This is a genomic window from Devosia submarina (assembly GCF_003056345.1).
Lineage (GTDB): Bacteria > Pseudomonadota > Alphaproteobacteria > Rhizobiales > Devosiaceae > Devosia > Devosia submarina.
Genome location: NZ_PYWB01000014.1, coordinates 66729 through 81629 on the forward strand (window position 1 = coordinate 66729; position 14901 = coordinate 81629).

Genomic DNA, 14901 nt, shown 5'->3' on the forward strand with positions numbered 1-14901 from the left:
CGCGCGCCGACAAGCGAGGTCCGGCAGTCCGGCCTCCTTCTGGTGGCGCTGTTCGAGGCGAATGGTTTGAAGGTAAGTGCGCGCACAAGCTCTGCCTTTTGCGCGCTGAGATGTGTGGTCGTGGCCGAAAGATGCAGCATGGCAAAACGGCAATCGTCTTGTTCGATCGCGTCGCGTTCTGTCCGCCTGCGGGCCATATGACCTCTTCCTATTAGATCGTCCGCGTTCAAAACCGCAGACAACCGTCCGGTCCAAAACAGGGACCGAAATTCTTCAGAGACGCTGGATTGCCGCTTCTGGACCTTGGAGCACCGGTCTTCAAACCGTTCGCCAGGCCCTCTCCGAAACCACGATCGCCGGCCCTCGGGCTCATCGGACGGGTCATTCAGAGAGCATGCGCCTCTCCCCCTAGCGTGTAGGGTTATTGCGTCTCATTGGCAACAAGAAAGTCAAATTGTGCCTGAGTGTCCCCATCCTGCCCATCAATGTTGGCCGGTCGGAAAAATCATCGCATAAAAGCGGCCACGTCGCAGAATCGCCTGATCTATAAGGCAGCGGTGGCTGATTGTTTTCTGGGGCACGTTCGATTTGTTGCGCATACTTCGTCCACTCGCGGCTTCGGTCCTTGCTGCGGTTTTACTTTGCACAGGCTTGGGTGCCGCCCATTCGCAAGACGCAGCCCAAGCAGCGGCGCAACTGGCGCTACCCAATGTCATGGATGTGCGCGTGACTGGTACGCCGGAACGGGCCCGCCTCGTCGTCGATCTTGCCGCGCGTACGGAGTTTTCGTTTGTATCCTTGAGCAACCCTGATCGGCTTGCCATCGACGTCCGGGCCGGAACGTTATCCGTGCCCGAGCCATCCGGAAAGCCGGCTGGAGAGGAAGAAGGCATGGTCTCGGAATATCTGACCGAGCAAGCCGGACCAGACCGGATACGCACGACACTGACGCTTTTGTCTCCCGCCCAGGTGCAACAGGCCTATGTGCTCGATGCTTTCGATGACCAGCCGGCGCGGCTCGTGGTAGACATCATCCCCGCGACCGCTGAAGAGTTCGCTGCCAATGTCGCCAAGGATCTGGCTGCATCAACCGCCGTCACTCCAGCCATTGCTACGGACTCCACGCCTGCAGGTGGCTCCGAGATTCCCCTCGCCACCAAGCCTCTCGTTGTTCTTGATCCAGGACATGGCGGCATCGACAGCGGCGCCGAAACACCTAATGGCGTAAAGGAAAAGGACGTTGTCCTCGCCTTTGCACTACGCTTGCAGGAGCTTTTGGTATCGTCTGGCCGCTTTGATGTCGCACTGACGCGCGAAGACGACAGCTTCCTCCGTCTCGAGGAGCGGGTTGCCCTGGCTCGCACCAACAAGGCCGACATTTTCATTTCCATACATGCGGACAGCTTTCAGCAAAGCGAAATCCGCGGCGCCAGCGTCTATACGCGAGACGAGAATGCAACCGATGTGCTGGACAAGGTCCTGGCCGACAACGAAAACAAGACGGACGTGATCGCCGGCTTCTCCATGCCGCAGATGGCGCCTCAAGTTGTCGATATCCTGCTCGACCTGATGCGGCGCGAAATGCGGCATCAGTCGTTTTCTCTGGCCCAATCCATCGTCCACCAGCTCGAACCCAGCGTTGCCTTGCGCCGCTTCCCAGTGCGACAGGCGGACTTCTTTGTCCTGCAGGCGCCGGATGTGCCTTCTGTACTGGTGGAACTCGGATTTCTGTCAAACGCCGATGACATGGCCAATCTTATGCAAGGCGAGTGGCAGGATCGTACAGCGGAAGCGGTTGCCCGCGGCATTTCCACCTATTTCGACTCTGTTGAAGAGCCGGAATGATGTAGCAAATGGGTCACATGCTTTCGTTTGCATCTCCGCCGGGGGTTTGTGGCGGGCATGTGATCTCTTTTTCTGGTACAGTTCTGGTATGAATCATAGGTGATCGGCCGCGTCGCTCCGCGCTGTCGAGCGCTTCGATCTTCCCAACAGACTATACGGAGAAAGCGATTATATGCTGCGCTTGATGGGCTGGCTATTTGGCTTTGGCATGTTCCTCGCGCTGGGAGCAGTCGCAGGCGCAGCTCTATACCTGACGACCATCGCTGCGAGCTTGCCCGATTATACCGTCCTCAAGGACTACCAGCCGCCGGTCACGACGCGCGTGCATGCGGCAGATGGTACATTGCTGGCGGAGTTCGCTCGGGAAAGGCGCCTGTTTCAGCCTATTGAAACCGTGCCGCCGCTTTTGGTGCATGCTTTCCTCTCCGCCGAGGACAAGGACTTCTACAAGCATGGCGGCATCGCCATTGATGGTGTTTTCCGCGCCATTCGCGACAACGTTCTGGCGCGCCTCGACGGCAACACGGCCATTCAAGGCGGCGGTTCTTCCATCACCCAGCAGGTTGCCAAGAATTTCCTTTTGACGTCTGAACAGACCTGGGATCGGAAGATCCAGGAAGCGCTTCTGGCTGTTCGCATAGAGTCGACCTTCTCCAAGGATCGTATTCTTGAGCTATACCTTAACGAGATCTTCCTGGGACTGAACAGCTACGGCGTTGCCGCTGCTGCCCTCAATTATTTCGACAAGGCGTTGTACGAACTCGATCTGGCCGAGGCCGCATACATTGCCGCTTTGCCCAAGGGCCCAAACAACTACCATCCCTTCCGCCGTCCTCAGGCTGCCATCGAGCGCCGCAACTGGGTCATCGACCGGATGGTAGAGAATGGCTATGCGACCCCGCAAGAAGGGGAGGCCGCCAAGCAGGAGCCACTCAACGTTCTGCCAAGGACAGGGGGCAGCCAGCTTTACCTGGCCGAGTACTTCACCGAAGAGGTCCGTCGCGAACTGGCCAAGCTCTATGGCGAGGACCAACTCTATGGTGGTGGGCTCTCGGTGCGTACCACATTGGAGCCGAGGCTCCAGGAATATGCGCGCAAGGCCCTGATGGATGGCCTTATAGCCTATGATCACACCAAGGGATTCCGTGAGCCCGTTGCCAGCATTGAAATCGGCGAGGACTGGGGGCTCGACGTTGCCAAGGTCATGCCCCTCAGCGACGTGCCGGAATGGCAGCTCGCCGTGGTGCTCGAGATCAGCGGCAATCAAGCGCGTATTGGTCTGCGGCCCGACAGTTCTGTCGATGGCGGAGTGGCTGACGATCGCGTTGAGGGCACGCTGTCGGGACCTGAAGTCAAGTGGGTGTCAAAGCCGCTCAGCAGCATCCTCAAGGCGGGCGACGTTGTCTATGTCTCGCCGGTCCCGGGTAAGACCGGCATCTATAAACTGGAACAGATTCCCGAGATTGAAGGGGCTCTTGTTGCCATGGACCCGCGCACTGGCCGTGTGCTCGCCATGGTCGGCGGATTCTCCTACGCAATGAGCGAGTTCAACCGCGCGACGCAGGCTCTGCGGCAGCCTGGGTCCTCCTTTAAACCGATTGTCTACGCCGCAGCTTTGGACAACGGCTATACCCCGGCTTCGGTGGTTCTTGATGCTCCCGTGGAGATCAGGAATGGTGACGGTTCGATCTGGCGCCCTGAAAACTACGCGCAGCAATTCTACGGTCCGCAAACGTTGCGCCGTGGCATTGAGCGCAGCCGCAACGTCATGACGGTCCGATTGGCCAAGGACATCGGTATGCCGCTTGTGTCAGAGTATGCGCGTCTTTTTGGCGTTTATGACTCCATGCAGCCAGTTCTCGCTATGGCGCTTGGCGCGGGGGAAACTACCAATTTACGCATGACGGCGGCATACGCGACGATCGCCAATGGCGGTCGCAAGATCGTGCCGACTCTGATCGACCGCGTGCAGGATCGCTATGGCGTCACGGTCTACAAGCATGATCAGCGCCTTTGCCAAGGCTGCGAAGCCAGCGCCTGGCAGGGGCAGGGTGAACCCGCCATCATCGACAATCGCGAGCAGGTGCTCGACCCTATGACCGCCTACCAGATCACCTCCATGATGGAGGGCGTGATCCAAAGGGGAACAGGCACGGCTGCAAAGGTTCTTAATCGCCCTGTGGCGGGGAAAACTGGCACTACTAACGACTACAAGGATGCTTGGTTCGTCGGGTTCACCCCGGAACTCGCCGTTGGCGTTTATGTCGGCTACGACCAACCCCGCTCGATGGGCAGCGCTGTTACTGGCGGCTCGTTTGCCGTGCCGATCTTCACGGATTTCATGCAGAAGGCCTTGGAGGGGAAACCGGCGACACCATTCAATAAGCCATCCGGCATGACCACGGCCTGGATCAACCCCGACTCAGGCGTTCAGGCTTTCGATGGCGAAGCGGCGATCGAGGAGGCGTTCAAGCCAGGAAGCGGGCCGAACGCTATGACCTCGGTTATCGGACTGGACAACAACACCTTCAACGAAATCCAGCGGCAGCAGCAGATGCAGCAGCAATATGGGCAAACCTTTGTGACGCCGCCCGAACCTGTACCCGACACAGGCTATGTTGATCCCACCGCGCGCATCAACGGCACCTATTTCGAACAGCCCCGTCGACGCACATTGTTCTGATGGCCCGATTCCTACGCTACCCAGACCTCCGTCTTGGACGTGCTGCTACGCCGCGGCTCGTTGATGAGGCCATGATAGAGGTCGGAGAGAAGCTAATGGCGGCAGCAATGGAGGTGCAGGCCTATGGGCTGGCGGCCGCTCATCTCGGACAGGTCGAGCCCCTGATCGTAATCAGCATCGCCCCAGACGCAAGGTCTCGTGACTATCGCATCCTCTTCAATCCCGAGATCGTTTTTGCATCTGAAGACGCTGAAACGGGCCTCGAAGGCTCGGTGTCCATGCCCGGCGTTGACGTGCCGAATGTTCGTGCGAATAGTGTTGAACTGGTCTACGACGATGCTGAGCGTGTCAGGCATAAGCTGCGATTGGAGGGCTTCGCAGCCCGTGTTGCGCAGCATGAAGTTGACCAGATCAACGGAATCTTCCTTCTCGACCGGCTGTCCCGGTTGAAACGCGACATAGCGATGCGCAGATACAACAAGGCTGGTGCACGCTGAGGCTCTTGCAAGGGTTCACCGCCCCACAATAATCTTCTTTGTCGTGCGACTTGCCACCTGTCGTCGTGTTTATTCTTCACGATCAATGTTCGGATCAGAATCATGAAACCAGCTAAACTTGCATTTGCAGGCGTTCTCGCTGCCCTGGTGGCTTTCCCCACTCCAGCCTGGGCTATCTTCTGCGTCAACGAAGGCTCCACTGCGCCCAAGACCTTTGTGGAAGAGGGTGGAAGAAGCGTTTTGAAGGTCGATGAAGAATTGCAGAACCGGATGGATACGCAGCGCCTGCGCGAAATCGGAGTCCCGGCACGTTCCGTTGAGCGCTGGAATGGCTGCATGCGAGCCTTTGTGAGAACCGAAGATGGCCGCCAGATCATGGAATTCTACGATCCTGTGACGCTGCGCAAGCTCCAGTAGAAGCCAAACCGGTTGATCCATCCTGGCCTGTCCGCTACATGGGCCCGGAACAAAGGAATTTGTTATGCGTGCGGAAGTTGAAAAGACCGTGGCCGAAATCGAGCAGGTGCTGAGCCTGCTGAGGAGGCATCTTTGACTGGGATACTGCAGAACTTCGTCTCGATGCGCTAAACGCGCAGACCGAATCTCCTGACTTCTGGAACGATCCGCAAAAGGCGCGCGTCACCATGCGTGAGCGCGACGAACTGGATGTCGCCGTTAAGGCTGTACGGGAGCTCGAGGCCGGTATCCGTGACAATGTCGAACTGATCGAGATGGGCGAGGCAGAGGGTGACGAAGAGATCGTCAAGGAGGCCGAGGCAGCCTTGAACGAGCTCAAGCAGACCGCTCGCCGACGCCAGATCGAGACGCTTCTTTCCGGCGAGGTCGACGCCAACGATTGTTACGTTGAAATCCATTCCGGCGCCGGGGGGACGGAGAGCCAGGATTGGGCGAACATGCTCCTGCGCATGTATACGCGCTGGGCAGAACGCCACAACATGAAGGTCGAAGTGCTGGAAATGCACGACGGCGAAGAAGCCGGCATCAAATCAGCGACTATCCTGGTCAAGGGGCACAATGCCTATGGCTGGTTGAAGACTGAGAGCGGGGTGCATCGCTTGGTGCGCATCAGCCCGTACGACTCGGCTGCTCGGCGGCACACCAGCTTTTCAAGCTGCTGGGTCTACCCCGTTGTGGACGATAGCATCGATATCGAGATTCGCGACTCAGACCTCAAGGTCGACACTTATCGCGCCTCCGGTGCTGGTGGTCAGCACGTGAACACGACGGACTCCGCAATCCGTATTACCCATATTCCCTCGGGCATCATCGTGGCTTGCCAGCAGGAGCGTAGCCAGCACAAGAACCGTGCAACGGCCATGGCCATGTTGAAGTCCCGCCTTTATGAAGCGGAACTGCAGAAGCGCGAAGAAGCGGCAAACGCTCAGGCCGCCAGCAAAACAGACATCGGCTGGGGACACCAGATCCGCTCCTATGTCCTTCAGCCCTACCAGATGGTGAAGGATCTGCGGACCAGCGTCGAAAGCGGACAGCCTTCTGTCGTTCTCGATGGTGACCTCGATGAGTTCATGGAAGCAGCCCTTGCCCAGCGCGTGGGCGTCGCCACAGACGTGACAGCCGAACAATAAAAGGCGCCCTCGGAAGAGGGCGTTTTTCAGCCGAACAAATTAAGGAGGCGCTTGCCAGCTTCCAGGAAGTCTTTCGGGTCAAGGGCGCGATCTGCCTTCCGGACTTCGAAATGCAGGTGAGGGCCTGTCGAGCGTCCGGTCGAACCCACTTTGGCGATGGGCGTTCCGGTGCCTACCTTTTGGCCTTTCTCGCTCAAAAACGCAGAGAGATGGCCGTATCGTGTTATAAAACCGTTCGCGTGAGTGACTTCCACAACCTTGCCATAACCCGACTTTGTGCCCACAAAGCTCACGACTCCTTCGCCAGCACTGAGTACCAATGTGCCGCTGGGCGCCGCGAAATCGAGACCTGAGTGGAATGCGCGTGAGCCACTGAACGGATCGGTGCGGTTGCCGAACCCTGAGCTCTGGCGAAAGCTTCCACTGATCGGCAGGTGAACCGGAGCGCTGTCACTGGTGTCACGCGCGGCTTTGTAGCGGAGCAAAGCGGACATGACAGTGTTTGCGTCCCTCACCATTGACGGGGTGTCTGCGTCAGCTGTTGCGGCCAGAAACGGCCCGCCAACCCCATCCTCGACATCAGGCAGCGCCACCCGGATGCCCAGCCCGGACAGTTCTGACACTATGCTGTTGGTGCGCTCTGTAGCGGATTCGGCGATCGAGCTCATGGCGATCTGAGTTTCGTCCATCATGAGGCTTACCGCCGATGCGGTCGCCTCGATATCGGGGTTGCCGTTAGGGGCATAAGTGGATGCAAGATCGCCGGCGTTGTGATCGGGCAGCGAGGCTGCCTTGATGCCAAGTTCATCCGCCTTGTTGACCAACACTTTTACGAGCTGATGCTGTTCCAGCAATTCTTCCTGCTGCTGCGCAAGTTCCTGCAGGCGAAGATTTATGTCCCCGCTTTGCGCATAGCTGCGCGAATGAAGACGATCGACTTCCACCCTCAATTGGGCAATCCGGTCCTCATAAGCTTCAACAATTTGCCCCGAAGTACCGTCCAGCAGCCGCGCAATATCTGGCGACATAAGGAATGCCGTGCCCAACAGGGCATTGCCGCTCAACAGGAGAGTGAACATGCCGTAGAAGATCGCCGGACGGATGCCTGGTCGCAGAGCCGGCGTTGAACCGCTTTCCGCTCGCCCGAACCCGGCTTTGTTACGCATCCCCCAAACTCCACGATACGCCTGCGTATGGTAAGTGGAGTATGATCGAACGTGGTTAACAAAGCCTAGCGTGTATAGGCGAGATGATCCCGTAGAGCCTCGAGCATTTTTTGCGCATGACCTTTGATCCGCATTGCTCGAATCTTCCGGACAATCCGCCCCTCGTCATCGATAATGAACGATGTGCGGATGAGGCCCATGAACTCTCGGCCATAGAGCTTTTTGAGCTGCCAAAGCCCGAACGCCTCGATCGCCAAGCGTTTGGGATCGGATGCAAGAGGCACGGCTAGGTCGTATTTGCGTCGGAACTTGAAATGACTCTCGACGCTGTCGGGCGAGACGCCGATCAAGTACGCACCGAGCTCTTCGAAGGCGTCCTTCCGCTCCGAAAACTCCTGGTTCTCGTTGGTGCAGCCGCTAGTATCGTCTTGCGGATAGAAGAAAATTACAACAGGGCGCCCTCGCTGCTCGCTTAAGGTGAAAGCGCCGCCACCGTCCAAATCAAGGGTAAAGTCCGGGGCGAGGTCTCCTTCTCTGAGTTCAGGCACATACCACCCCTTATTCGATTGTTTACCCACGATTGTGTAGGTTTTTATGCCATATTGCAGCCGGTATCATCGGGCAAGTGACCGCCTTCTGCGGTTGATTCTTAGGGCTGCCGCCAGAGTTCGGCAGATCCTGTTTTTGGAAGCAAGTGAGCGCGCCAACCGTACCCGCAGGCATATCGATTCCGAAGTCTGCCAAACGCCATGGAACTCCTGCCAGACGCGCAGCCAAAGTGGCGGTGTGGGCATTCGGTGTTCCTGCCCTCCTGTTTCTGTTTCTATACACGGTTCTGCTGTTTAGGCCGGTTCCTTTGCCCTTTGGCAGCGACGCAGCTGAAGCCTTCGCAAGTTCGGTTTTGCCGCCTACCAGCAGGCTCGAGCTCGGCGACATGGCGCTGGCGCTTGAGAACAATATATGGCCCGTGGTCCGCTTCTCGCCTGTCATCATCAACGACGACAAGACGGGCGCCCATATTGCAGTTGACGCGCTGGAAATTGGTTTCTCGCCACTCCGGGCTCTTGTCGGTCAGCCTGGCGCCACTGTCTCCATTGTCGGACCTCACATCCAGATTGTTCAGGATCTTTTTGGCCCAAGACCCACCAGCCTGGAGATCATCGACGATCCCCAAGGCGGCGCGCCGACTGTCCGGGTTCAAGAAGGGCATGATGCGTTTCCGCCTGTTGTGATTTCTCCAAACGGCATTGACCTTGGGGAGGCAAACTCACCCGCGCCGCTGCGGTCCGACAATGAGTGGCTGATCTATAATCTCGAGGCGAGCGAAAAAGGCCTCGCCGACATCGTTGCGCAGTCTGCCCAGGGGCGCTTCTCCAAGCTCAAGATCCGTGGCGGCACCATGGACATGATCGACGCAGTCTATGGTCTTTACCGGCGCTTCGAGAACATCGAAGTCGACATCGCGCCAACGGACGCTCGCAGTACCAAAGGCTCGTTCTCGGCGGCGCTGGGCGGACGGACCATGGCAGGCACAATTGGGCGGACGGTGGACGAGCAAGGGGCCACGCGCCTTGAAGCCGACGTGACCAACATTGATTTTGCAGCTTTTCTGCCGTTCATTGATAACCCCGAAAGCGTCGCTGCCATGCGCGGCGCCGGGGCGCTTTCCATCGATGTGAACTTCGACCAACCTGCCGGGAAGCTGACGAATGGTCTGTTCAAGGTGGACCTGACCGGCTTGGATCTGCGCGTCGAGGATGCGTACTTCCCAATCGCCAGCTCCATCATGAACATCCATTGGAACCCGGAAAAGGGGCAATTCAACCTGGATCCAGCGGCCCTGCAGATCGGCCAGAGTTCCGCCCAGGTTTCCGGTACTTTCGCGCTCGGACTCGACCCAACCTTCGGGCCAACCATCGGCATTTCGCTTAAGGCCACCGACGTTTTTGTGCATCCAAACGACATGGTAGCGCCTGCTGAGCCTTTCGAAAGCATGGAGTTCACTGGCTGGTCGGCGCCTCTATACGGGACACTGGGTGTGGACCGCTTCTTCGCCAGCAAGGGCGACGCTGTGGTAGAAACAACTGGGCGCATGGACATGCTGCAGGCGGGTCTTGGGGTCGAAATGACTGTTACGGGGCAGGGCTTCAGCGCGGACGATGTGAAGCGCCTTTGGCCCTATGTTCTGGGCGAGGAAAGCCGCGACTGGTTTGTCAACAATATAACGGACGGCCGGGTTGTGCGCTCACGCATGCAGTTCCGCTTCCCGGTGGGCTCGCTCGCCGTCGGAGAGGAAGACAGGCCAATCCCGGACGGTGCTATGCAAATAGAAATGGTGGGTGAGGGGGTCACTGTGAGGCCCATGCCGCAGATGGACCCCATAGCCATCGAAGGCGAAACACGTTTGATGGTGGACGATACGGATGTAACCGTTTCGGCTGGCGGAGGGCGGCTGCAAACCGCAGCTGGCGAGATCACGGTCAGCAATCCGGCGTTCATCATGGACAATTCTTCGCCCGCCAGCAGCATCATGGAAATATCGGGCGATATCGCAGCTCCCATCCCGGCCATAATCGCCTTGGCCAAGGCGCAGCAACCAGGAATGCTGGCGAGCGCCGGATTGCCGTTGAACCTGGACGCGCTGAGCGGCCAGGTGAATGCCGGCCTCGTCACCACGATCCATCTGCCCAATGAGGCAAGTGGCGAGGCACCCGACTTTGACTATGTCCTGAACGGCACGGTAGCCGACTTTGGCAGCACCGAGCCAATACAGGATCGCACCATTGGAAATGCCCAGCTGGCATTCAGCGCGTCTCAGGATGGCTACCAGCTAGGCGGCACGGCCGAAATCGACGGGATTGCCGCCGAAGTGGAAATTGCCGGCACGCCAACCACGGACCCACAGTTCCGGCTCTCTTCTACCATCGACGTCGCCGATCTGAGCAAGATGGGTTTTGACGCATCCGACTTTCTGAACGGGCAAGTGCGCTTTGTTGCCCAGCCAATGCCCGACGGCGCGATCCAGATGGCTGTGGATTTGCAGGAAGCCGCGGTGACCCTCAAGGATATCGGTATCACGAAAGACCGGGGCAAGCCCGGCACGGTGAGCGCAGTACTTCGGCAGGCTGAAGCGCTGACAGAACTTAGTGCCATTGACTTGGCTTTTGGTACCGTCAGGGCTCAAGGCGATCTGGCATTCGATGCCGCGGCGGGCCTTCAATCGGCAAACTTCACTCATTTTGGCCTGAGTGAGGGAGACAGCGCGCAGATCTCCGTTGCGCCGATCGACGGCGGCTATGCCGTTGACGTGCGTGGCGCACAGCTGGACCTCAAACCCATGTTGGGCCGCTTCTTCGGACTAGGGCAAGGTTCGGGCGGCGTGCAGGCAACGCAGATCACGCAGACGCTCGCGCTAGATGTCCAGCTCGAGCGTGCCCTTGGCTATTACGCGACCACGGCCTTCAACCTCGACCTCGATATGCTGTTGCGCGGAGCGGACATGCGGCGCGCAAATCTGACGGCACAGTTCAGCGACGGGAACGCTGTTTCCATAACAACCAACCCCGCGCCCAAGGGTCGGACGCTTACAGTGGCATTCAACGACGCGGGCACGATATTGCGCCTCCTGGGCGTCTATTCTCAGTTGGCGGGTGGAAGTGGCAGCCTTGTGCTCACCACCAACAGCGATGCCAAGGCCGAAAGTGGTAAATTGCTGATGCGTGGCTTCGCCATTGTGGATGAAGATAATGTTGCAGAGGTGCTGGGGAATCACTCCAACTCACGTGCATCCATCGCGGCACAGAATCGGTTGGATTTCGACGTCGCCCAAGTAGACTTCCTGCGCCGCTCGGATCGCGTTGAAGTCACCAATGCCATGCTCACAGGCGCAACAGTAGGTGGCACCTTGCGTGGGTTTATTTATACCGACAAGCGGGAGTACGACCTCTCGGGGACCTATGTCCCGCTTTTCGGCCTCAACAGTGTCTTCCAAAAAATACCGCTGCTCGGACCCTTGATTGGCGGGCGGGACGGGGAAGGACTTGTCGGCGTGACCTTCGCAGTCAAGGGCGCCCTCGATAACCCGCAGTTCAGGATCAATCCGCTTTCTGCGCTTGTGCCCGGCGCCTTCCGTGAGCTCTTTGAATTCCGCGCCAAGGAACAACCACCGGCACAATGAACCGGCCCCTAAGGCGCCGATGCGGTTGAAAATCATTCCGCTTCGGTGCAAACCCTTTGTGTAATCAAAGGTATGGATAGCCGTGAACGCTCCCAGACTGCCAGAAGACTGCCAAACTAAAGATGATGTGCGGGCTGAAATCGACCGGGTTGATCAGGTCCTGCTGAGCCTTTTTGCCGAGCGCCACCGCTATGTAACACGCATGGCCGAGATCAAGACCGACCCGCATGAGGCCAGGGATCCGGCCCGGATAGAGGCAGTTATTGCGAAGGTCCGCCAACGCAGTTTGGCACTTGATCTTGATGAGGATCAGGCCGAACTTGTTTGGCGAACCCTGATCGACTGGAACATTAACTACGAGAAGGGCATCATCGCAGCTCGCCGCCGCGGCTAACAGCTAACGGGCGAATGCGCAAGCTGAGCGAGGGTCCTATGCCGGTCACCACTATTCGCAAGGCAGAAGCAGCCGACGCCCTAAGGCTCGGCGATATCGCGTTCCGCGCCTGGGAGACCGGTATACTCCCCCTGTTGCGCAATCAGCCCGGGATGCGCGAGTCGGAACGCCGCCGCCTTACACAGGCTGTCGCCGAGCAAATGGACCGCATCATTGTCGCGGTGGTGGATGATGTGGTCGTAGGCTGGTGTTCGCGATCAAGGCGCCGCCCATACATCCCCTATCTTTTCGTGGCCCCTGAAGCGCAGGGACACGGCCTGGGCTCTTTGCTGCTCCGGCGGGTGGAGTCCCTGCTTGAACTGGAAGGGGCCAATCGCATCCATCTCGAAACCCCTGCCGACAACGTCCGCGCGGTGCGATTCTATGAACGACAGGGTTACCGTTTTATGGCCCTGAGGCCCGATAGCTGGTCAACCCGCGATCCTCTTACCAGCGTTCACCTTGAGAAGCAGTTGCGGCCATTTACGGGCAGATTGAACGAAGAGGACTAGCCTCGCGATCACTCCCGACCATTGCATCATCTGTGCCTTCCCACTATGCGTTGGGAACGCCATGCCTTGCCTTCCAGGACCATCAAGTGACCCTTATCGACACGCGCACTCCGAACCCAAAGAGCTTCATCTCCGGATCAACTGGTGATTGGGAAGTCATCATTGGCATGGAGGTGCATGCCCAGGTCACATCCGAAAGCAAGCTGTTCTCCGGCTCCTCGACAGAGTTCGGCAATCCACCCAACTCCAACGTGTCCTTCGTTGATGCGGCCATGCCGGGCATGCTCCCGACCATCAACGAGGAATGCGTGCGGCAGGCCGTGCGCACTGGGCTAGGGCTCAAGGCTGTCATCAACAAGCGCAGCGTTTTCGACCGCAAGAATTACTTCTACCCCGATCTGCCCCAGGGTTACCAAATTTCGCAGTTCAAGGACCCTATCGTGGGCGAAGGCAAGGTGCTGCTCGACATGTCCTATGGGACAATCGAGATCGGCATCGAGCGCCTGCACCTCGAGCAGGACGCCGGCAAGTCGATCCACGACCAGCACCCCAATATGAGCTTTGTGGATTTGAACCGATCTGGCGTGGCGCTGATGGAAGTCGTCAGCAAGCCTGACCTGCGCTCGTCCGAAGAGGCCAAGGAATATCTAAGCAAACTGCGCTCGATCCTGCGCTATCTTGGTACCTGCGACGGCAACATGGAACAGGGATCCATGCGTGCTGACGTCAACGTCTCCGTTCGCCGCCCTGGCGGAGAGTTCGGCACACGCTGCGAAATCAAGAACGTGAATTCGATCCGCTTTGCAGGCCAGGCAATCGAGTACGAAGCCCGGCGCCAGATCGACATCTTGGAAGACGGCGGCGTGATCGAGCAGGAAACGCGGCTGTTTGATCCAAAACTGGGCGAGACGCGCTCCATGCGCTCCAAGGAAGAGGCGCACGATTATCGCTACTTCCCCGATCCAGATCTGCTGCCGCTCGAGTTCGACGAAGCGTTTGTCGCCATGCTTGCTGAAAATCTTCCCGAGCTACCGGACGAGAAGAAGGCGCGGTTTGTTGCCGATTTCGGCGTGACGCCCTATGACGCCATGGTGCTGACCCTTGACCGGGAAACCGCTGACTATTTCGAGTCGGTGGTGGCGTTCGGTGGAACCAAGCGCGACGGCAAAGCTGTTGCCAACATGCTCAATGCTGACGTGGCAGCCTATGCCAATAGCCAGGGCCTGGCCGTTTGGGAAACTCACCTCCAGCCTGGACAGATCGCTGGCATTGTTGATCTCATTGCCGCAGGCACGATCTCCAGCAAGATTGCCAAGGACCTTCTGCAGATCATCATTGCAGAGGAGCCCGATGGCGATCCGGCCGAGATTGTCGAGCGTCGTGGCATGAAGCAGGTGACCGATATGGGCGCGATCGAAAAGATCGTGGACGAGATCATCGCCGCCAACCCGGACCAAGTCGCCAAAGTGCTAGCCAAGCCAACAATGATCGGCTGGTTTGTTGGGCAAGCCATGAAGGCATCTGGCGGCAAGGCGAACCCACAGGCTCTTAACGAGCTAATGAAAAAGAAGCTCAACATCGAATAGGACGAGGCCGACGCTAAACGTCGGACTGGCCACTGCGCTTCAGTTCGCTACCGCTCGGGCGCGTAGCGGCTGCCCTGGCTCCGGACTGGGCTGGCCGGGCGTAGGGTCTTCCACGGGTTGCGGAACATCGGGCAATTCACCGGGCCCAGGCGGAACAGGGTCGATCGGTTGTGGCTGTTCCGGCATCGGCGGCACATCCGGTGCAGGCACCGGATCAAGTTCTGGCATTTGGGTCATGATATCACCTTTATGCTGAAACGGGGGTGCCTGGAGTGCGCCCCGTTTCACCGGACAGGCGGCGATTGGGTTTAAGCACTGAGGCGCAGGAACTCTCGTGGTGAGCGGAACTTGAGCCCGGAGTGCGGGTGAACCTCACAGTAGTCCTCGATCCATCC

Annotated in this window: 11 protein-coding genes and 1 pseudogene; 9 read left to right on the plus strand and 3 right to left on the minus strand. The window is 58.4% G+C overall.

The genetic code is table 11. From position 1 onward, the window contains the following. The first annotated feature begins 588 nt into the window (after positions 1-588). From DDE77_RS17925 to prfB, 5 genes and pseudogenes are all read left to right on the plus strand, one after another. On the plus strand, positions 589-1845 hold the full coding sequence (locus tag DDE77_RS17925) for an N-acetylmuramoyl-L-alanine amidase (protein ID WP_157959935.1): 1257 nt from the start codon (positions 589-591) through the stop codon (positions 1843-1845). 172 nt (positions 1846-2017) lie between these two features. Continuing rightward, positions 2018-4381 (plus strand): annotated as a pseudogene (locus DDE77_RS17930) (penicillin-binding protein 1A); the annotation flags it as partial. A 146-nt stretch (positions 4382-4527) separates the two neighbouring features. Continuing rightward, positions 4528-5025, plus strand: a complete 498-nt coding sequence (locus DDE77_RS17935; protein ID WP_108398854.1) for a peptide deformylase — start codon at positions 4528-4530, stop codon at positions 5023-5025. A 102-nt stretch (positions 5026-5127) separates the two neighbouring features. Next, positions 5128-5442, plus strand: coding sequence for a hypothetical protein (locus DDE77_RS17940; RefSeq protein WP_108398855.1), 315 nt, complete (start codon positions 5128-5130; stop codon positions 5440-5442). A 64-nt stretch (positions 5443-5506) separates the two neighbouring features. Then, positions 5507-6632, plus strand: a protein-coding gene (gene prfB / locus DDE77_RS17945; protein WP_108398856.1) for a peptide chain release factor 2 whose coding sequence is annotated in 2 segments (ribosomal slippage) — positions 5507-5575 and positions 5577-6632 — 1125 coding nt in all. Because the reading frame shifts where the segments join, the coding sequence is not laid out codon by codon here. A 26-nt stretch (positions 6633-6658) separates the two neighbouring features. Here prfB and DDE77_RS17950 read toward each other — a convergent pair. Together DDE77_RS17950 and DDE77_RS17955 are read right to left on the minus strand one after the other, a co-directional pair. Then, positions 6659-7798, minus strand: a complete 1140-nt coding sequence (locus tag DDE77_RS17950) for a M23 family metallopeptidase (RefSeq protein WP_108398857.1) — start codon at positions 7796-7798, stop codon at positions 6659-6661. 65 nt (positions 7799-7863) lie between these two features. After that, positions 7864-8346 carry a peroxiredoxin gene (locus DDE77_RS17955; protein ID WP_108398865.1) on the minus strand — a complete coding sequence of 161 codons (483 nt, stop codon included), beginning with the start codon at positions 8344-8346 and terminating at the stop codon, positions 7864-7866. 230 nt (positions 8347-8576) lie between these two features. Here DDE77_RS17955 and DDE77_RS17960 point away from each other — a divergent pair, with 230 nt between their 5' ends. The 4 genes from DDE77_RS17960 (at position 8577) to gatB (ending at position 14506) form a co-directional block, all read left to right on the plus strand. Next, complete coding sequence (locus tag DDE77_RS17960; RefSeq protein WP_157959936.1) at positions 8577-11975, plus strand: AsmA-like C-terminal domain-containing protein; 3399 nt, start codon at positions 8577-8579, stop codon at positions 11973-11975. Positions 11976-12057: 82 nt separating this feature from the next. Beyond that, complete coding sequence (locus DDE77_RS17965) at positions 12058-12369, plus strand: chorismate mutase (RefSeq protein ID WP_108398859.1); 312 nt, start codon at positions 12058-12060, stop codon at positions 12367-12369. A 38-nt stretch (positions 12370-12407) separates the two neighbouring features. Then, positions 12408-12920 (plus strand): GNAT family N-acetyltransferase, encoded by a 513-nt coding sequence (locus tag DDE77_RS17970; RefSeq protein ID WP_157959937.1) that lies wholly within the window; start codon positions 12408-12410, stop codon positions 12918-12920. Between the two features lie 86 nt (positions 12921-13006). Continuing rightward, positions 13007-14506: an Asp-tRNA(Asn)/Glu-tRNA(Gln) amidotransferase subunit GatB gene (gene gatB, locus DDE77_RS17975; RefSeq protein ID WP_108398866.1), complete on the plus strand. Its 1500-nt coding sequence runs from the start codon at positions 13007-13009 to the stop codon at positions 14504-14506. 39 nt (positions 14507-14545) lie between these two features. Here gatB and DDE77_RS17980 read toward each other — a convergent pair whose 3' ends face one another. Then, positions 14546-14743, minus strand: a complete 198-nt coding sequence (locus DDE77_RS17980; protein ID WP_108398861.1) for a hypothetical protein — start codon at positions 14741-14743, stop codon at positions 14546-14548. Between the last annotated feature and the right edge of the window lie 158 nt (positions 14744-14901).